At 63.9% G+C, this 19,397-nt stretch carries 18 protein-coding genes; 10 read left to right on the top strand and 8 right to left on the bottom strand.

The features are described from left to right. Positions 1-15 precede the first annotated feature (15 nt). The 5 genes from E8Q40_RS08410 to fliL form a co-directional block, all read right to left on the bottom strand. Positions 16-3,759 (bottom strand): tetratricopeptide repeat protein, encoded by a 3,744-nt coding sequence (locus E8Q40_RS08410; protein WP_137043957.1) that lies wholly within the window; start codon positions 3,757-3,759, stop codon positions 16-18. Positions 3,760-3,868: 109 nt separating this feature from the next. Beyond that, positions 3,869-4,843: a MotE family protein gene (locus E8Q40_RS08405; RefSeq protein WP_137043956.1), complete on the bottom strand. Its 975-nt coding sequence runs from the start codon at positions 4,841-4,843 to the stop codon at positions 3,869-3,871. Next, positions 4,840-5,292 carry a DUF6468 domain-containing protein gene (locus E8Q40_RS08400; RefSeq protein WP_137043955.1) on the bottom strand — a complete coding sequence of 151 codons (453 nt, stop codon included), beginning with the start codon at positions 5,290-5,292 and terminating at the stop codon, positions 4,840-4,842. The genes E8Q40_RS08405 and E8Q40_RS08400 overlap by 4 nt, the downstream gene beginning before the upstream one ends. Then, a complete protein-coding gene (gene fliM, locus E8Q40_RS08395; protein ID WP_137043954.1) occupies positions 5,292-6,491 on the bottom strand; it encodes a flagellar motor switch protein FliM in 1,200 nt (399 codons plus the stop codon). The genes E8Q40_RS08400 and fliM overlap by 1 nt, the downstream gene beginning before the upstream one ends. 54 nt (positions 6,492-6,545) lie before the next feature. After that, positions 6,546-7,055: a flagellar basal body-associated protein FliL gene (fliL, locus tag E8Q40_RS08390; protein WP_137043953.1), complete on the bottom strand. Its 510-nt coding sequence runs from the start codon at positions 7,053-7,055 to the stop codon at positions 6,546-6,548. A 382-nt stretch (positions 7,056-7,437) separates the two neighbouring features. Here fliL and flgF point away from each other — a divergent pair, with 382 nt between their 5' ends. The 6 genes from flgF (at position 7,438) to E8Q40_RS08360 (ending at position 12,114) form a co-directional block, all read left to right on the top strand. Next, positions 7,438-8,205: a flagellar basal-body rod protein FlgF gene (flgF, locus tag E8Q40_RS08385; protein ID WP_137043952.1), complete on the top strand. Its 768-nt coding sequence runs from the start codon at positions 7,438-7,440 to the stop codon at positions 8,203-8,205. 12 nt (positions 8,206-8,217) lie between these two features. Further along, positions 8,218-9,006: a flagellar basal-body rod protein FlgG gene (flgG, locus tag E8Q40_RS08380; RefSeq protein ID WP_137043951.1), complete on the top strand. Its 789-nt coding sequence runs from the start codon at positions 8,218-8,220 to the stop codon at positions 9,004-9,006. Between the two features lie 10 nt (positions 9,007-9,016). Beyond that, a complete protein-coding gene (gene flgA / locus E8Q40_RS08375; protein WP_137043950.1) occupies positions 9,017-10,039 on the top strand; it encodes a flagellar basal body P-ring formation chaperone FlgA in 1,023 nt (340 codons plus the stop codon). A gap of 79 nt (positions 10,040-10,118) precedes the next feature. Beyond that, on the top strand, positions 10,119-10,865 hold the full coding sequence (gene flgH, locus E8Q40_RS08370) for a flagellar basal body L-ring protein FlgH (RefSeq protein ID WP_137043949.1): 747 nt from the start codon (positions 10,119-10,121) through the stop codon (positions 10,863-10,865). Positions 10,866-11,067: 202 nt separating this feature from the next. Next, entirely contained in the window at positions 11,068-11,451 is a 384-nt protein-coding gene (locus E8Q40_RS08365; RefSeq protein ID WP_137043948.1) for a hypothetical protein, read from the top strand. Positions 11,452-11,628: 177 nt separating this feature from the next. Continuing rightward, positions 11,629-12,114: a BA14K family protein gene (locus E8Q40_RS08360; RefSeq protein ID WP_246663039.1), complete on the top strand. Its 486-nt coding sequence runs from the start codon at positions 11,629-11,631 to the stop codon at positions 12,112-12,114. 161 nt (positions 12,115-12,275) lie between these two features. Here E8Q40_RS08360 and E8Q40_RS08355 read toward each other — a convergent pair whose 3' ends face one another. The 3 genes from E8Q40_RS08355 to E8Q40_RS08345 all read right to left on the bottom strand — a co-directional run bounded on the left by E8Q40_RS08355 (position 12,276) and on the right by E8Q40_RS08345 (position 14,509). Beyond that, on the bottom strand, positions 12,276-13,112 hold the full coding sequence (locus E8Q40_RS08355; RefSeq protein ID WP_246663038.1) for a hypothetical protein: 837 nt from the start codon (positions 13,110-13,112) through the stop codon (positions 12,276-12,278). A gap of 352 nt (positions 13,113-13,464) precedes the next feature. Next, entirely contained in the window at positions 13,465-13,878 is a 414-nt protein-coding gene (gene dksA, locus E8Q40_RS08350; protein ID WP_137043947.1) for an RNA polymerase-binding protein DksA, read from the bottom strand. 217 nt (positions 13,879-14,095) lie between these two features. Next, positions 14,096-14,509, bottom strand: coding sequence for a flagellar assembly protein FliX (locus E8Q40_RS08345; RefSeq protein ID WP_137043946.1), 414 nt, complete (start codon positions 14,507-14,509; stop codon positions 14,096-14,098). A 281-nt stretch (positions 14,510-14,790) separates the two neighbouring features. Here E8Q40_RS08345 and E8Q40_RS08340 point away from each other — a divergent pair, with 281 nt between their 5' ends. The 4 genes from E8Q40_RS08340 to E8Q40_RS08325 all read left to right on the top strand — a co-directional run bounded on the left by E8Q40_RS08340 (position 14,791) and on the right by E8Q40_RS08325 (position 19,176). Next, a complete protein-coding gene (locus E8Q40_RS08340) occupies positions 14,791-15,906 on the top strand; it encodes a flagellar basal body P-ring protein FlgI (RefSeq protein ID WP_137043945.1) in 1,116 nt (371 codons plus the stop codon). Then, positions 15,906-16,262 carry a flagellar assembly peptidoglycan hydrolase FlgJ gene (flgJ, locus tag E8Q40_RS08335; protein ID WP_137043944.1) on the top strand — a complete coding sequence of 119 codons (357 nt, stop codon included), beginning with the start codon at positions 15,906-15,908 and terminating at the stop codon, positions 16,260-16,262. The genes E8Q40_RS08340 and flgJ overlap by 1 nt, the downstream gene beginning before the upstream one ends. Continuing rightward, positions 16,259-16,750 (top strand): hypothetical protein, encoded by a 492-nt coding sequence (locus E8Q40_RS08330; RefSeq protein ID WP_137043943.1) that lies wholly within the window; start codon positions 16,259-16,261, stop codon positions 16,748-16,750. The genes flgJ and E8Q40_RS08330 overlap by 4 nt, the downstream gene beginning before the upstream one ends. A 260-nt stretch (positions 16,751-17,010) precedes the next feature. Then, complete coding sequence (locus E8Q40_RS08325; protein WP_137043942.1) at positions 17,011-19,176, top strand: flagellin; 2,166 nt, start codon at positions 17,011-17,013, stop codon at positions 19,174-19,176. Positions 19,177-19,397 lie beyond the last annotated feature (221 nt).

Raw genomic sequence — 19,397 nt, 5'->3', positions numbered from 1 at the left:
CGGCCTGCTGCCGCCTCACCGCTTCACCTGATCCCTGAACGTCGCCGCGCGCGGGCGGATCGAGCCAGTCGGCGCCGGATCGGCGCGCTTGACGTCCTTGTTGTCGCTTTTGGCTGCCGCGGCGGCGGGCGCCCCGCCGTTGCGAGCCTGCGGCAGCTTGGAATACTCGGCGCCGTAGCGTTCATTGAGATCGCGCAAGAAAGCGTCAAGCGTGTTGGTATCGGCGATGCGGCGTGCCACCGACTGGAATTCGGCGGAGCCCGCGCCGATCGGCGCGCTGACAACGTCGAAGGCGTGTCCATCGGGTGTGCCGGCCATCTTGGCCGCGTATTTCTCGCGCAGCCGCGCCAGGCTGATGCCTTCGTCGCTCAGCGTGTAGCCGATGGCGGCACGCAACACATCCGTGCGCTCGGAATCGCTGAGCGGCCGGAAATCCTTCCAGCGCTCGCCGAGCATCAATTCGATGTTCTCCGCCGCGACGCGCCAGTGCTTGGCGGCCCATTCGATATCGGCGCGCAGGCGCAACGCTTCGCGGCCCTTGAGATTGGCGATCACCTCGAGCGCGACGTCGTTGCGGCCGATATCCGACAGCGCCCGCGCCTCGAGCAGCAAGCGCTGGTCGCGCAGTTCGTTGGACAGTTCCGACGACCGCGTCCGCTGCAGCGAAGCCAGCGCATGATCGGGCTTGTGGTTCATCAGATAAATCGTCGCCAGCCGGGTCGCGACCTGCGCCCGTGCCGCGCCGGTCAAGCGATGATCGACCTGATGCTGGAGCAGCTCGGCCGCCTGGTCGAGCAGATCGACCGCGACCAGCCGCTCGGCCAGCTTCCGGATCATCTCGTCGCCGCGACGGCCGATCGGCGTCAGTTCGCGGTAGTCGTAGAACAGCGCGAGAGCCTCGATCGGCGGCAGCGCGTCGCCCTTACCGCCGAGGAACAGCGCATCGAATGTCTTGGCCGCCTCGTCCTGGATTTTGCGCGTCTCGTCGGCATTGGGGTGCGCCAGCAGCGCGGTACGCATGACGTGGAAGGCGTCGCGATAACGGCCATCCCCGGTATAGAGATGGGCAAGCAACTGCAGCCCTTGGGTCTCGGTCTCGTCGCCGCGCCACACCGTGGTCAGGGTTTCGAGTTCGTGGATCATCTCATTGCGCGGCATGGCGCCGCTCTTCGACATCAACTCGATCTCGCGCAGCCGCGCCTGCGCGCCGGCGCGGCGGTCGGACGACATCACCGCCGCGCGGTAATCCTTCAGCGCATCTTCCTTGCGGCCGAGATTCTCGGCGATGCGGCCACGCAACACCGCGACCGACGCCGTGATGTCGTCGGTGACGCCGATGGTGTCGAGATCGTTGACCATGCGCGCGGCCCCATCGAAGTCCTTGACCTCGATGCCGGTGCGGATGCGGTCCAGCAGCACCATACGCTGCAGACCGAGCGGCAGCGCCGCAACGTGCTTGTCGAGCGACTTGAAGGCGGCATTAGCTTCCGGCCAGCGGCCGAGCCGCGACTGCGCCATGGCGCGCCAGATCGGAGCTTCCTTCTGGTTGCCGATGTCGGGGCTGGCGAGGTCCTTCAGCGCGTCCTCCGGACGGTGCAGCATCACATTGGCGAGCGCGCGCAGGATCGAACCCGTCACTTCGTCGCCGCCATTGGCCTTGTCGTCCAGCGCCACGCTGAGCACCGCCTTGGCTTCAGCCGCCAGGTCGTTGGCCAGATAGAAACGAGCGAGGTCATAGCGGGCGGCGCGCTTGGTACCCTCGCCGGCCACCGCCGCATCGGCGATCAGCGCCGCCTGCCGTTTCTCGAACGGCGCCTTGCGATCTTTCTCCCACGTCTCCGGATCGAGCGAGCCATCCCGAAGGGTCGGCGACATCTGCTGCTGCTGCACCAGGCTTTCCGCCGACAGCGTCAGCCCGCCCGGCCGCGAGATCGTGACCTGTTCGGCCGTTACGTCAGCGGTGATGTCGTCGGCGAGCGGTTCGAGCGCGATGCCGTGCATGGATTGCAGGACGCGCAATTCGACGAAGTTCTGCGGCCGCATCAGGCCACGCGCCGGCGCCAGCGCCGTGACTGCCATCAGCCGCGTGCCGAGATCGGGATCGGTGAGATGATGCAATGTACCCGCATGTTCGAGCGACACGACGATGCCACGCTTGCTGCCGTTGATCAGGCGCGCTGTCGACAATGCCTGCGGCGGCACCGCGACACTGTCACCGATCTTCAGAACCCAGCCATTGTCGTCGGCTTCGAGGCTTGCCAGCATCGGCCGCACCAGACGCAGGCGCACGATACCCTCGCCGCTGCCGCCGCTCTCATAGTCGGCCCGCCGCACGACATGACCGAAGTCGCGTGCCAGCTGCGACACATCGATCGGCTTGTTGCTGTCGAACACAAGCCACAGCGAATCGCCGCGCCTGAACATGGCCGCCGGGGTCGGCGCGGCAAACGGCAGGCTGATGCGCATCTGATCGCTGGAAGCGGTCGTGATCGCCTGCATCGCGCTTTCGGCGTTGACGGCGACGGCCTTCTGTTCCGGCGCCGCCTGTGGTCTGAATTGTGCCTTTTCCAGCGGCAGCGGGCGCTGCGCCTCGACCGCCTGTATCGGCGGCTTCATCCCTTGCGCCTTGTCTTCGGCTGCTTTCGCATCCGGCTTCGCCGGTTCGGACTTCCGCACGGCAGCAGGCTCGGGATTCGCTTCGGACTTTACCTCGGCCTTCGGCGCAAGCGATGGCGGCGCCAGCCGGACCGCCGGCGGCGCCGGCTCGACCGCCTCCTGACGCGGCGCGTCCTTCAAACGCGGCATGTCCTTCAACGGTGGCGGCGCCTCCTCGCGAGTCGCCTCCTTGGCCGGCATGGTTTCCGGCGGCGCGATCTGTACGGCCGCGGCTGCCATACCCGGCACCAACGGCGTAACAGCAATCGGCTGCGCGTCGGGGCCGAGTCCGATATCGACGACGAAGCTCTTGTCCTCGCGGAAGGAGCGCGTCTCCGGCATGCCGTTGAGCGTGAAGATGACGCCAATGGAGTCGAACTCGGTTTCCGGCTTCACCGACTTCACGGTGGATGGCAGCGTCGCCGCGACATCGGCGAGGTCCCATTTGGCCGGCTTGTTGAAATGCACCTTGAACTTGCCGTCGGACAGCTCGGGCGTGGCATCGACGCCGGGCGGCAGATCGAAGATGTAGCGCATGAAGGTCGGCAGCTTGACCACCTTCACCCGCACCGCCGGCATCGCGGCGGCCTGGTCGGCGGCGCGCTTCTTGCGCGCGGCTAATTCCGCCGAGCGGGCGCGCGCGGCTAGTTCGTCGACCACGTCCTGGGGCAGGCCCGGCAGCATGCCGACCCACGGCTCGGGCAACAGATCGATGAACAGCCGCTCCGCCGCCGGAATCGGGTTAATGCGGAATTTGCCGGCCAGCGCGATGCGCACCGCCTTGCCGTCGGGGTCGACGCGAGCCGCGCTGACATAATCGCGCATCCGGCTGCTGATCCGGTCGACGGAGACGGCTACCGGCTCCTTGAATTCGAGGACGAGGATGGCGCCGGCTATGCGAACCGTGGCATCGACCGGTTCCTCGAATTTGAAGATCATCCGGCCAAACCCGGATTCGGCCTCGGCCTTGACCTCGCCTTTCACCGGCTCGGCCGCCGCCATGCCGATATTGACCGCCGCCACCGCGAGCGCCACCAGCGCCGCGCGCGCTGTCTTGAGCGCCCGCGCCATCGCGGTGGACTTGCTGCCAGGACGAGACGTCATAAGGTCTTTCGCGCGGATATTGACCGACGACCCTAAAGACCCGCGTTTAACGACGGATTAACTGTTGCGGTAAAACACATCCCTAAAAACGTCGGGACACCGGCCGGTCCTACATCTTGCCCGGCTGGCCTTCGATCTTGGGCAAATCTCCGCCGGCCTGCGACTTCGGTCCATTGGCGCGCGATGCCAGTTCGACCGTGAGCCGCTCGGCGGCTTCCGGCGACATCTGCGCCAGCACCGCCGACATCGTGATCGGCTTCATCGCCGTCGACAGATCGACCAGGACCTTGAGGTCGAGCCGGTCGAAGATGCGCGCCGCATCCTTCGGCTTCATATTCTCGTACATGGCGACGAGGCCCTTGAGGCGCTCTTTCTCTTCCTTGTCGCGCACGTCGGTGGCTGTCTTGATGCGCGACTCGATATCCTTCATCTCGCCGACCTTGGCCTCGAGCCGCTTCTCCGCCGCCTTGATCAGGCTCTCGCGCATGTCGAGTTCCTTGTTGCGGCTGTCGAGCGTCTCGCGACGATCCTGCAAGCGGCCGAGGAGCGCGCGCTCGGCCGGCGAATTGATCTTGCCGGGCTGCAGAGGCTGCGGATCGCCGCCGACTTCGAGCTTGGTCGGCGCCGGCGGCTTTTCCGTTGACTTGAGCGGTTCTGACGGGGCCTGGGCGGCCGAATGCTGCGGCTTGCCGCCGCCGGCCGAGCCAGTGACGATCTCGCTATCGATTGGGGTCGCACCGATCTTGGGCAACGCCGCGGTCCGGTCAGCGACCGAGCCGGTGACTTCGGGCTCGCCGGCACGTCCGCCACCGAAATTGAACATCTCCTTTGCCCAGGGGCTCGCCGAGTTCGTGGCCCGCGACTCGGGCGCGCGCGGTTCGCCCGCTACAACGATGCGCGGATAATCCGGCACGTCCTTGCCGGACGTCACCGTGATGCCCTGAGGCTTGCCACGTTGGCTCAACCTCTCACCCAACGTATAGCCGCCGTCGAACACGATGCCCGTCACCTTGAGCCCAAGCAGGCAGATCGTCGCCAGGAGGACGATCGGGATGAGACGGAATTCGCGCGCCAACTTGATCATGCCGCCAGTCCGCTGCTTTCACCCGCGGATTTAAGCCGCGCCTTCTGCCGCTCGGCCAGAGCCTGCGCCGCGGCGGCGAGCGCCTGCGCACGCGGCGCAGCTGGCGGCGCCGGCGGCGCGTCCGGACGGCCGGCCTCGGTGATGCGGACCAGCCGCGACAGCAGTTGTTCGCCGGCCTCGAGCTGACGGCCGAGATCCGCCGAAATCGTTTCGGTGCGGCTGATGCGCTCGCCCAAGGTCTGTTCGCCTTCGCGCACGGTTGTCTTCAGGCCGCCGATGGCGCGCTCGGCGATTTCGGTCGCCGTGATCAGTTCGGCGATGGTGGCGCGCAACGACTGCTCGTCGGCCTTCAGCAGGCGGATCTGGTTATTGAGCCGGACGCAATAGAGGATGGTCATCAGTAGCAGAATCGAGACCATGCTCTCGATGAGGTAGCCGTAGTGGAACATCACTGCGTCTCCATGCGGATCTTTGACTCGTCCGCCTTCTCGAACATCGCGAAGGTCGTGCGCGGCTTGCGCAGGTTTTTGGTGACCCGAACCGCGATGCGGTCGCCGACGCGGCCCATGCGTCCCTCGGTCAGGGTAATATCGCCGCAACGCAGCTTGACTTGCGCGTCAGGCTTGAGTTCGAGCATCAGCGTGTCGCCGACATTGAGCTGCATCATCTTGCGAAGCGGCAGGTTCTCTTCGTAGAGCACCGCGTCGACGCCGATTTCCGCCTGGCCGATTTCGGTGGCGAGATGGCCTTCCCAGATCTGGTCGCGGCCGAACTTCTCGCCCATGAACATCTGGAGAAGCGTGGCGCGGATCGGCTCGATGGTCGCGTAGGGCAGCAGCAGTTCGATGTTGCCGCCGCGATCTTCCATGTCGATGCGCAGGCGCACCAGGATCGCGGCATTCGCCGGACGCGAGATCGCGGCAAAGCGCGGATTGGTCTCAAGGCGGTCGATGTTGAACTTCACCGGCGACAGCGGCTTGAAGGCGAGTTCGGCGTCGGCGAGCACGACCTCGATCATGCGCTTAACGAGGCTCGTTTCGATCGTCGTATAGGGCCGGCCCTCGACGCGCACAGAGCTCTGGCCACGACGGCCGCCGAGCAGCACGTCGATGATCGAATAGATGAGGCTCGAATTGACGGTGGCGAGGCCGAAATTGTCCCACTCCTCGGCTTTGAACACGGCGAGGATGGCCGGCAGCGGGATCGAGTTGAGGTAATCGCCGAAGCGCACCGAGGTGATGCGATCAAGCGAGACTTCGACGTTGTCCGATGTGAAATTGCGCAAGCTGGTCGTCATCAGCCGCACCAGGCGGTCGAAGACGATTTCGAGCATCGGCAGACGCTCGTAGGACACCATCGCCGAGTCGATGATGGACCGGATACCGGAATTGTCGTTGAGCGTTACATCCGCCAGGCTGAAGCCGAGCAGATTGTCAATTTCCTCCTGATTGAGGATGCGCTCGGCGCCGCCCTTATTGGTCGACTGGAAATTGGCGGTGTCGTCGACCATCGCCGCCCATTGCGCGGCAGCCTGATCGGCGCTGCTGGACGGGGTCGGCGCGCCACTGCCGCCGCCCTGCTCGGCCTCGAGGGCAACGCCCCACTCCGCCGCCAGCGCGTCCTGGTCGATCTGGTCCTTGCCCGCCATGCTCGTCTTTGCCGTCTGCTTATAAGTATTGCGATCGTCCACTCGCGCGATGCGCTATTGAACGACGATTTCCTTGAACAGGACCGCTGTGACCTTGTTCGGTGCGACCGCGACATTGACCCGCCGCGTCAGTTCTTCCTTGAGTCGGTAGAGGCCGGCCGAGCCGTCGAGATCGGTCGGGCGCAGTTCGCGCAGGTAGGTCTGGAAGGCGTCCATCACGCGCGGCATCAGCGGCTGGATCTTCGGCACCAGTTCGGCGTCCGGCAGTTCAAGGACCACCTTCACTTTAAGATACTGGGTGCGGTCGCCGCCGGAATTGGCGAGGTTGACCAGCACGTCGGGCAGATCGACGAAGGTCGCGGGCTTCACCACTTCCTTCTTCGGCTCTTCTTGCTTCTTGCCGCCCATGAATTTCATGGCGCCGAAACCGCCACCGCCGACAACCAGCAGCGCCGCGCCTGCGATGATCATCACCTTCTTGGACGGCAGTCTGCTCTTCTTGGGGGCTTCTTCGCCTTCGGCTTCCGGTTCCGCTTCCGCTTCAGTCTTCGCCGCCTTGGCCATTCAAGACCCCTGTTCCCCAACGAATTTTCGGGCAATGCACGCCGCCTCGGCCTGCGCGCCGTCTCATCGCCGGCAAGCCGCCCCATCGCCGCCACGTGCGTGGCAGCAGCGCCACGTTAGTGGCGGTATGGTTAACAGAACCTTTCCCCGGTTCCCGATGCGGCAAGAATTGCCGGGTTAAATCGGTCCCTATGGTGTTTTTTGCCTTAATTTGCGGGCCGCCAAAACCGATAAGACGTTGAAACTATGAATTTTTCGTAGTTGGCACGGCAACTGCAATCCTTCTTCCCCGAAACGACGGCTTGGGAGAGCCGGACTTTCACCACACGGCGGCGCCGGCCTCGGGAGGGCAGGCACCACCGGGATCAAGGGGAGATGACCGATGCAGAACACTCTGCTGGTCGGACTGTCGCGTCAGGTCGTGCTGAGGCGCGAACTCGACGTCGTGGCGAACAATATCGCCAACGTGAACACTGCCGGCTTCAAGGCCGACGGCGCGGTGTTTGAGGAATTCATTGGCAAGGTCGCCCGGTCCGACAACATGTCGAATCGCGACCGCCAGGTCTCGTTTGTGCGCGACCGCGCCACCTGGACCGACTTCAGCCAAGGCTCGATGGAGCGCACCGGCAACGCCACCGACGTCGCCATCAACGGCAACGGCTTCTTCGCCGTCCAGACCCCGGCCGGCGAACGTTACACCCGCAACGGTGGCTTTCAGATCAACAATGAAGGCCAGCTCGTTACGTCGGAAGGCTTCCCCGTGCTCGGTGACAACGGGCCGATCCAGTTCCAGCGCAACGACGTCGATATCCGGATCAGCGGTGACGGCACCGTGAGCGTCTCGGTGCCCGGCAATTCGGCGCAGGAATCGCAGCGCGGCAAGCTGCGCATGGTCGGTGTCGAAAACCCCGCCATGCTGCAGAAGGTCGGCCAGGGCACTTTCGCTCTGAAGAACGGCGCCACCATCGTGCCCGACACGCAATCGAAATTCGTGCAGGGCTCGGTCGAGAAATCGAACGTCCGCTCGGTCGTCGAAATGACTCGCATGATCGAGATCACGCGTACCTACACCCAGGTCGCGAACATGATGCAACAGCAGGCCGACTTGTCGCGCAATGCGATCGACAAGCTCGCCGAAGTGCCGGCCTGAGGAGACTGAACCATGCGCGCCCTGCACACCGCCGCGACCGGCATGATGGCCCAGGAACTCAACGTCCAGGTCATCTCCAACAATATCGCTAACATGCGCACCACCGCCTTCAAGCGGCAGCGCGCCGAATTCCAGGATCTGCTCTACGAGCACGTCAGCCGCGTCGGCGCGCAGACGTCATCGCAGGGCAACATCCTGCCTGCCGGCATCGAACTCGGCTCCGGCGTCAAGACCGTCGGCACGCCACGCATCATGACGCAAGGTTCGCTGACGCAGACCGGCAAGGATTACGACATCGCCATCCGCGGCGAAGGGTTCTTCAAGGTGACGATGCCGGACGGTTCGACCGCCTACACCCGCGACGGCTCGTTCGAACTCGACTCGCAAGGGCGCATCGTCACCGCCTCCGGCAACCTGATTCAGCCAGGCATCACCATTCCGCAGAACGCCACGTCGGTGACAATCAACGCCCAGGGCCAGGTTCTGGTGACATTGCCCGGTCAAACGACGCAGAACCAGGTCGGTCAGATCGAGCTGGCGATGTTCATCAACAAGGCCGGTCTCAAGGGCATCGGCGACAACCTGTATCTGGAAACACCGGCTTCCGGCTCGCCGCAGAACGGCACGCCGCAGCTCAACGGCTTCGGCGATCTGCAGCAGGGAAACCTGGAAGCTGCCAACGTCGAAGCGGTGAGCGAAATCTCCGATCTCATCGCCGCGCAACGTGCCTATGAGATGAACGCCAAGGTCATCTCCGCCGCCGACCAAATGCTGTCGGCTACCTCCAACCTGATGCGCTGAGGGCAAGGCCATGATTGCCACCATGATCGCCACCGCCATTCGCCTCCTCGCCGCCGCCGTCATGCTCGGCGTCGGCATCGCCGCCGCCTCGGCGCAATCGGCCGAGTCGGCACGCCCGCATCTCAAGGGCCACGTCACCGTCAATTCTGGCATCGTGCGTATCGGGGATCTGATCGAGAACGCCGGCGTCGTTGCCGACATCGCCATCTTCCGCGCGCCGGACCTCGGCACGACCGGCACAGTGCCCGTCGCCGCCGTGATCGACGCGGTGCGCCCGCACGCCCTGGTCGGCTTCGACACCGGTGGCGTCACCGAAATCAGCGTGACCCGCGCCAGCCGCGAAATTCCGATGTCGGAGATCGAACGCAGTCTCGCCCAGGCCGTGTCGACTCGCTTCAATGCCGGCCCGGCGGCCGACATCACCGTTACCTTCGATCGCGATCCCCGCGCCATCCAGGTCGATCCGGCGGCGCAAGGCAGCGTCGGCATCGCTCGCCTCTCTTATGACGCCCGCAACGGCCGCTTCGATGCAACGCTGGAAATTCCCACCAGCGCGACACAGCGCGGTCTGCTTCGGCTGTCCGGCCGCGCCTATGCGACGGTAGAAACCGTGATGGTGACCCGTTCGATCGATCGCGGCGCCGTGCTCAAAGCTTCCGACCTTGTGATCGAACGCCGGCCCCGCGCCCAGGTCGAACGCGATGCCGTCGTCGGCATCGAGCGCGCCGTAGGCATGGCCGCACGCAATGTCATCCGACCCGGCCAGCCGCTGCGCGATGCCGACCTGACGCGGCCCGAAGTCGTACAGCGCGGCCAGATGGTGACCCTTGTGTTCGAAGCGCCCGGCCTGACGCTCACCTTGCGCGGCAAGGCGACGGAGAGCGGCGCCGAAGGCGACACCGTGTCGGTGCTCAACGAGCAGTCCAAGCGCACTGTGCAAGGCGTGGTAGCCGGTCCCGGCCATGTGGTGGTGTCGACGTCGGCCTCGCGGTTCGCCGCCAACCTCCCGGCAGCCGCGGGAAACCGGCGCTGAACAATATAGACGCGAGCGACGGCAACGCCGCCCCTCGTCCCCGAAGTCGATTGATGAACTCGAGTGAAAGTCTGTTGAGATGAGGATATTGACCTTGACCCGCCACGCCATCCTTGCGGCGCTTGCGACCTCGTTGCTGAGCGGCTGCGCGGCCCTCGACCGGTTGAAGAACATCGGTGAGCAGCCCAAGCTCTCCGAGATCGACAACCCAACGACGCGTGCCGGCTACAAGCCGGTGCAGATGCCGATGCCGGCGGCACAGCCCGCGAGTTACAATCCCAATTCGCTGTGGCGAAACGGCTCGCGCGCCTTCTTCAAGGACCAGCGCGCCCATCAGGTCGGCGACATCCTCACGGTGAAGGTCAACATCACCGACAAAGCCAACATCGCCAACGATACCAAGCGCAGCCGCACCAATTCGGAAGATTCCGGCGTCGACAACTTCTTCGGCAAGAGCAAGTTGCCGATCGTCAACTCGGCGCTGCCGACACGGCTGTTCACCGCCGACTCCACGGCATCGAGCGAGGGCAAGGGATCGGTCGACCGCTCCGAAGCGCTGACGACCAACGTCGCCGGCGTTGTCGTACAAGTGCTGCCGAACGGCAATCTGGTGATCGAGGGCCGCCAGGAGATCCGCGTCAATTTCGAAGTCCGCGAACTGATCGTCGGCGGCGTGGTCCGTCCCGAGGATATCGAAAGCGACAACACCATCGACTCGACCAAGATCGCCCAGGCCCGCATCGCTTACGGCGGCCGCGGCCAGATCACGGACGTGCAGCAGCCGCGCTACGGCCAGCAGGTGATGGATGTGATCCTGCCGTTCTAGCTCTCACCTCTCCCCGCGTAGGGCCGAGAGAAAAAGTGCTCCCGCGTTGTCTTTGCGTCTCGCGAGCGTAAGTGACAACGACCAAGACACGGCCCTCTGTAGCTCCCCTGCAGAGGGCCGTGTTTTCTTTCGACGCCCCAACGCCATATTTGCGGTGTAGCGAACCGCGCAAACGATGCACCTGCGAATCCAGGAGCAAGCCATGTGGCGCGTCTTTTTCGGCCTGTCGCTAGTCGTCAGCCCCGCCCTCGCCGACGACCTCTTCACCAACCGGCCCGCTTTCTCGCCGCCCGAGGTACCAGCGCAATCGTCGGCGCGCTGCGACGAGTTGCGAGCCATGGCCGAAGGGGTTCCCGACGGCGGCGATCGCATCGACCTGTTGGTCACCGGCAAGCTTACGCTGGTCCGAACAGACGGCGCGCTCTGGTACCTGGTGGTCTGTTCCGACCTTCGCGTGATGTGCGTTACCTATGAAGCCAATGACATGAAAGTCGGCCACGATGTCGAAATTCGGGGTGCCTATCGGCGTCTCGACGCCAATCACGTGGTGCTCGACCCGTGCCTGGCGACAGCGGAGCCGGAATAAGCGCGGTCACCAGCGCGCAGCAAATACGGCAGCGGAAAATCCGGAGCGGTTCAGCTCCGCAAACCTCGGCGATACCACCGATGCCCATTGATCCGTATCAATGCTGCCGGGCAGCCGCGGACCGAGTATTTCTGCGCAGCCAAGATAGGGAATACGAGCCCAAAGGAGAAACAAGCCATGCCGACCACGATGTCGACGACGGTGGCGACCGCTCCGTTCACCCGTTTTACGGCCGCGCTCAGTGTTGTGGCCTTTCTCGCCGGCACGGCTGCTCCCACCGCAGCCGCGCCGGTCCCGTCGAGCGTTGCAACGCTCAGATCCGCGGCCTCGCCGGACGTCATCGACATTCGTTATCGGGGACGCGGGGGCGCTGGCGTCGCCGCCGGCATCGCCACCGGCCTGATCCTCGGCGGCATCATCGCTTCGCAGCCGCGCTACTACGGCCCGCGCGGCTACTATTACAATTACTACTATGGCGGTCCGCCGCCGCTGTTCTATGGCCCGCGGGTGTTCTATCCGCCCGGCTATTACGGCCCGATCGTCGGCCCGGGCTATGGACCGCGCGGCGACTGGCTATCCTATTGCTTCTCGCGTTACCGCTCGTTCGATCCGGCGTCCGGCACCTATATGGGCTATGACGGTCGCCGGCATCCGTGCCGCTAACTTCCGGCGGGCGTAAAAATTGCCCGGCGCCATGGCCGGGCAATTTCGAAGTTGTGCAGAGCCCACGGCTCAGTCGCCGTGGCACCGACGGTTTATGCGCTTGACCGCCTTCTAGGCGCGCGGCCTTCTCGGAAATCGCCGCCCACTTGCACAATCACGCATCAGAAATGCATCGAGAGCCCGAGCACAGGTCCATGCTGGGTCACGTCCCAGCGAAACGTGTGGCCAGTGAAATCGGCAGTTTCGTAATTCTGGTGCAGCACCCGATAGCCCGCGCGCAGGATCGTCGGACGGCCGAGAAACATCGTTCTATAGCCGGCATAGACTTGGGCGTTGACGCTCACTTTCCTGCCGGAACGGAAGCCGCCGACATCAGCTTCGGCGAAGATATTCCACCGCTCGCTCACATCCGCACTCAGCCGCACGCCGACTAACGGATCGGTCCAGTCGACGCCTTTCTCCACACTGATGGGCCCGGTGGTGAGCCGCGCCGACAACCTCGTCCAGCGCAAACCCGCGGTCGGCTCGATGGCGAATATCCTCGGCGTCCCGAAGGTTGTGTTGCCACCCAGCCTGGACTCGTAAATGCGATAATAGGCGCCGCCGGCAATCATCGACATTGTCGTGGAGAGACCGAGCTGCCGCGTACCCACGACTTCATCTTGCTCTGTCTTGACGGTCTCGCCATTGAAATAAACACCCCATCGACCGTCCGTCACTTCGACGGCTCCCATGAGCGCGAATTTGAGATGCTGGAATGTATCCTTGAATGGCACGTCAACCGTCGTGTCGTGACCGCCAAGGGATGCATTGCCCTTCATTGAGGCGGCCCAGACATAAGGACTGACGATGACGGTCCAGGGCTTGCCCGCCGAAGCATAAGCCGACGCGCCTGGATTCGAGCCGAGATTGTCCGCCTGTGCCGTGCTTAACGGCCACGCGAAAATGCCGACCAATAGAAACAAAAATCGCCGGCTACATTCCCTTGGCGAATTCATTGAACACTCCTCGGCGTGTGTTCAATGCTGCCACAACCGTGCCGCCATTCAAGATTTCTTCTGCATCACAAGTCTTCTGTGAAGATGTGTCATTGGATACCGCGCAGTGCACTTGGTGACATTATCGTACCTCCGACCTTGGCCTCCGCGGACGGTCAGCCTGTCGTCTTGACGCTGCTCCACTCAACGGAAGGCACCACTCCGCGCGAGCCTTCGTGCCCACAATTGGCGACTTTGCTCGCGCGTCGCGTCCAAAGGAGGACCAAGAAATCTCCTCGCGCTGTCCGCCGAAACGCAAACGGCCGAGGCTCTGGCCCCGGCCGCTCGTCATGTCCATTCCTGCGCGCTTCGCTCAGTCGTCGCGATAGACCTTTTCGCGGCGCTCATGGCGCTCCTGCGCTTCAACCGACAAAGTCGCAATCGGCCGAGCCTCGAGACGACGCAGTGAGATCGGCTCACCGGTCTCCTCGCAGTAGCCGTAGGTGCCGTCCTCGATTCGGGCCAGCGCCTCGTCGATCTTGGAGATCAGCTTGCGCTGCCGGTCGCGAGCCCGCAGCTCGATGGAGCGATCGGTTTCGGACGAGGCCCGATCGGCCAGGTCCGGGTGATTCTGGTTTTCTTCCTGGAGGTGCTGGAGTGTCTCCTTGGCCTCCTTCAGGATATCCTCGCGCCATTGCAACAGCTTCGCGCGAAAGTATTCGCGCTGACGCTCATTCATAAACGGCTCCTTATCGGACGGCCGATAAGGCTTCACTTTCGCCAACATCCCACCGACTCCCATCGTGTTCTTCTTGACCGCTAGTGTCCGGCCGTTTTTTGCGCCGCTTTGTCTTCTGCCGCGAGAAGTCCCCTCCCGAGTGCGCTGGCTTATATACCGCCCAACGGGACGCGACAATATCCTCGCAGCCCCGGTGGACTGCCAGAATATTGTGAATGTTCAATGACTTGTGCGAAAGGCGGGCAGACGGTGGTTACCACCACGGCTAGCGGCGGCCGACTTTCGCGAGTTCGACGGCCACCCTGAGGTCGATTTCCGCCATGACCCCGTCGAGTCCCGGATCACCGGTGCCGTCGGTCAGGCCCTCGGCTGCCACCTTGAGGCGGGCAATGGTGGAGGTATCGAGCGAGCCGCCGATCATGCCGAGTTTAAGTTCGTCGAGCACATCGAGTGCCGTACGGCCCCTGGCGACCGCTCGCTTCCTCTTCTCCGTCGGATCCTCGACACCCTGCAGCGCCAGCAGGCTATCCAGGCCAGCGACCGACCGCAGCGCAGTGGCAGGCGCGGGCGTTGAGGCCGGCTCGAAGCCAGAGAGGCTGAAGGTGCCGCCAGCTCCCGCACGCCGCGCGGCGGTGGGTGTAGCCGACAGCGAGGCCGCGTTCGATCCGGTGATGCGCATGGCGCCTTGGTGGTCCCGATGATGACGCGAGCGCTCCCCGCTCGCGCTACGACGCAAAACGCCCCGCTACGCCATTGAACCTGCGCCGCTCATGGTTAATGGGCCGTAAACGCCCCGGCAGTTTTTGCCGGGAGGGACGGTTACTGCCGGGTTAAAGACATTCCCGGAGGCCGCCGTGAGAACTAAAAACAACCCGATCTCAGAGGCTTAGTCATTCGCGCGGCTTTGGCACGCCCTTCGCATTGCTGCTTGCAAGTCAAACGTCACATTGGGGAGCAGTGATGACGCCGACGTTCCGAACCGCCTTCGTGGCGGCACTCTTGAGCCTGTTCACCCTGGCATCCGCCGGGGCGACGTCGCGCATCAAGGACCTCGCCAATATCGAAGGCGTCCGGCAGAACCAGCTCATCGGCTATGGCCTGGTGGTCGGCCTCAACGGTTCAGGCGACACGCTCAACAATATCCCTTTCACAAAGCAGTCGCTGCAGGCGATGCTGGAACGCCTCGGCGTCAATATCCGCGGTCAGACCTTGCGTACCGGCAATGTCGCCGCGGTAATGGTCACCGCCAACCTGCCGGCCTTTTCCACGCAAGGCACCCGCATCGACGTCACCGTCTCGTCGCTCGGCGATGCCAAGAGCCTGCAGGGCGGCCTGCTACTGGTCACACCGCTGCTCGGTGCTGATGGCAACGTCTATGCGGTCGCACAGGGCTCGCTCGCCATCGGTGGTTTCCAGGCCGAGGGCGAAGCCGCCAAGATCGTGCGCGGTGTGCCGACCGTCGGTCGCATTGCCAATGGCGCGCTGATCGAGCGCGAGATCGACTTCAATCTCAATCGTCAGAATCAGTTGCGCATGGCGCTTCGCAATCCCGACTTCACGACTGCCAAGCGCATCGCCTCGGCAATCAACGATTATATCGGCGTACCGACCGCCGAGTCGCTCGATCCCGGCACGGTCGGCATCACCGTGCCGAACCAGTACAAGGGCAATGTCATCTCGCTGCTCACCGAGATCGAGCAGTTGCAGATTGATCCCGACACGGCGGCCAAGATCGTCATCGACGAGCGCTCCGGCATTATCGTCATGGGCCGCGACGTGCGCGTCTCTATGGTCGCGGTCGCCCAAGGCAACCTCACCGTCACTATCACCGAGACGCCGCAGGTCAGCCAGCCTAATCCCTTCGCGCCGCGCGGCGCGCAGACCGTGGTCGTACCGCGCACCCGGATCGGCGTGCAGGAAACCGGCAAGCAGCTCGCCGTCGTGCATGACGGCATTTCGCTGCAGCAACTGGTGGACGGCCTCAATGCCCTCGGCATCGGCCCGCGCGACATGATCGCCATCCTGCAGGCGATCAAGTCGTCCGGCGCCATCCAGGCCGACATCGAGGTGATGTGATGAGCGCTCTCGGCGGCATCTCGCTTCCCCTCCCCGGCCAGTCGGCCACTGACCTAATCAAGAGCCAGGCAACCGTCGCCAAAGCCAAGTCGGCCTATGGGTTCACGCCCGAGCAGATAAAGGCTCGCGCGAAGAAGTCGTCGGAAGACTTCGAGGCCGTGTTTCTCAACAGCATGTTCCAGGACATGTTCACCGGCATCGACGGCGAAGGCCCGTTCGGTGGGTCCGGCGCCGGCGGCGTGTGGCGCTCGTTCCTGACCGACGAATACGCCAAGAGCTTCGCCAAGGCCGGCGGTGTCGGCATCGCCAAACAGGTCTACAGCACCCTGCTCGCCCAACAGGAGATCCGCTCGTGACGCATCCGTTTCGCACCGTCACTCCCGCCCCGAAGCCGTCGCCGTTCAAATCGGCCGAGGAGTCCGAGCACGCCATCGCCCGTCTCAACGCAATCATGGACCGGCTGGAAACGCTGGTCAGCGAAGAAACCGCGCGAGTCCGCGCCGGACAGCTGCGCGCCGCGATCGAACTCGATGACGAAAAGCTCGAACTGGCTCGGATCTTCGCGGCGGAAAGTGAGAGGATGCGGGCGTCGGCCAAAATGGTTTCAGCTTCGTTACCGGGTGCGTTCGAGCACCTGCAGGCGCGCCACGAGTCGTTTCGTCATCTCCTGCAGACAAACCTGACGGTGCTGGCGACCGCGCATGCGGTGTCGGAAGGCATCATTCGCGGTGTTTCGGGAGAGTTGGCCCGCAAACAGGCGCCCTCGACTTACGGGGCCAATGGCCGAGCCAATCAGCCGCCGCCGAGCGCCGCCCAGCCGCTGTCCGTCAGCCGGTCGCTGTAGTTTTCAAACAACCCGCGATCGCTCTGATTTGGCCGCACATTCGCGGCCGGTAGCTACGCATTTTTTTAAGACAGGTTATCGGGCCGTGAACAAACACGGCATCCGACTTTGCATTGATTTTCTGGCGCCATAGCCGGTTAACCAGCGACTTTTACGATCCGTTACGCACTTCGTGCGAGGGTCGATTTTGACGCTCATGCCGCCCGAAAGGCGGCTTGCGCTCGACCGCCAGAATGGCAAACCAGAAAGGTTGATTTAATATGGCTAACGGTATCACTTTGTCCGCCGGCGTGCGGGCGAACCTGCTCTCGCTGCAGAACACCGCGCAGTTGATGCAGACCACCCAGAACCGCCTTGCCACCGGCAAGAAGGTCAACTCCGCCCTCGACAACCCGATCAACTTCTTCACGTCGCAGTCGCTGCAGAGCCGCGCCGGCGATCTGAACTCGTTGCTCGACTCGATGTCGAACGGCATTCAGACCATCCAGGCCGCGAACAACGGTCTGACCTCGATCACCAACACCGTGCAGTCGATGCAGTCGACCCTGAACCAGGCTCTCCAGGACTCGTCCTGGCAGTCCGCCTCGTACTCGATCGACTCCACCACGATCGGCACCGGCTCGGTGAAGAATCTGTCGTTCTCGGGCGGCGCCGTCACCGGCACCGTGAACATCGCCGTGAACAGCATCGCTACCGCCGGCACCCAGTCGACCTTGTCGACCTCGTCGGCTTACCTCGCGCCGAGCGTCGCCGACCCGGCGTCGACGGAAAGCGGCACCTACTACGGTCTGGTCGGCGCTTCGACCTACACGTTCAAGGTCAACGGGCAGGACATCACCCTGACCTCGGCTACCACGGGCACCCAGTCGGGTGACACGCTGGCCCACGCCAAGACCTCGATCCAGGCTCAGCTCGACGCCCGCTTCGGCGCCGGCTCGTTCACTGTCGGTGCCAACACCGCGGGTGACGGCTTCTCGATCACCGGCAAGGCCGACGGCACCAACGACGTCGTCATCAGCAACCAGGCTGGTACGGGTGCTGCGGCGACGCAGGCGACCTTCGCGGGTGGTGCGTTTACCGCTCTGACCGGCACCGACACCTACTCGTTCGACTTCAATGACGGCACGAGCACCACGGCGATCACCCTCACGACGGCTCAGGGTGCCAGCGCCGCGACGGCTCGCGCTGCCATCCAGTCGCAGTTGGACACCGCCTACGGCGCCGGCGCCTTCACGGTCAGCGGCACCACCGGTATCACCATCACCGGTCGGGCTAACGGCACGAACAGTGTGATCATCAGCAACCAGGCTGCGGTTGACAACGGTGGTGGCGCGACTGCGACCGGTATCGGCCTCGGCACGACCACTCAGACCAGCAACGGCGCCGTGGCCAACAACACCTCGGGCCTGGGCCTGGGTTCGACCACGACGACCAGCTACGGCACCCCGGCCGATCCGTATGACTTCACCGTCAACGGCACCTCGGTTACCGTTGCCGCCGGCACCGGTCTTGCTGCTGCGATCACCAGCATCAACGGCCAGCTGACGACGGCCGGTAGCGCGTTCGAAGCCTTCGACAACAGCGGCTCGCTCGGCATCCGTGAAATCGCGGCTGGCGGCACCACGCTGACCATCGGCGGCACCGACGCCACCGCGCTGTTCGGCGCCACCCTCACCAACACCGGTACGGCGGCGGGCACCGCGGCGGTCAAGACCGTCGACCAGCTCGTGGCGGCGATCAACGCCGACGCCGGCCTGACCGGCAAGGTGAAGGCCTCGAACGACAACGGCAGCCTGCGCATCACCAACCTGTCGCTGACCGATCTCTCGGTCGTCGGCGCCACCTCGACCCAGGTCAACGGTGGTACGGGCGGTGCGAACACGCAGACCATCTCCGGCAACACCGTGCGTAAGGGCCTCGTGCAGCAGTTCAACAACCTGCGCGACCAGCTCGACAAGTACGCGACCGATGCCTCCTACAACGGCATCAACCTGCTGTCCGGCGATAACCTCAAGCTGACGCTGAACGAAACCGGGTCCTCGACCATCAACATCCAGGCCAAGGACGCCAACGGCAACGTTCTGACGATCAACTCGACGAACCTGAACATCAGCGCTGCCCAGAACGCGAACTTCGACTCGAACACCGCGATCAACTCGGTGCTCTCGACGCTCACCACGTCGCTGTCGACGCTGCGTTCCCAGGGTTCGTCGTTCGGTTCGAACCTGTCGACCGTGCAGAACCGCCAGGACTTCACCAAGGCGATGATCAACACCCTCCAGACCGGTGCGGACAACCTCGTCCTCGCCGACACCAACGAGGAAGGTGCCAACCTGCTCGCCCTGCAGACCCGTCAGTCGCTGTCCACCACGGCGCTGTCGCTGTCCGCCCAGGCCGACCAGGCGGTGCTGTCGCTCTTCGGCTAAGCCGAATAGCTACATCCACGATTTGGCGGAACGGCGGGGCTTCGGCCCCGCCGTTTTCTTTTGGGCCAACGGCCTTGGGTCCGGCCTGCCCAACGACAGCATGTCGCAATCGCGCCATGCATCCCCGAAAACATGGTTAATCATATGTTTATGGTTAATCTTCTATTAAGGAGAAATCGTTAAGAAATCTTAGGCGGCCAGGTTTGTCCGCGTTGCTCGAT

Source organism: Pseudolabrys sp. FHR47 (assembly GCF_005153485.1).
In the GTDB taxonomy this organism is placed as follows: Bacteria; Pseudomonadota; Alphaproteobacteria; order Rhizobiales; family Xanthobacteraceae; genus Pseudolabrys.
Note: the sequence above shows the minus strand (reverse complement) of the source record. Positions and strands in the feature narration are given on the sequence as shown.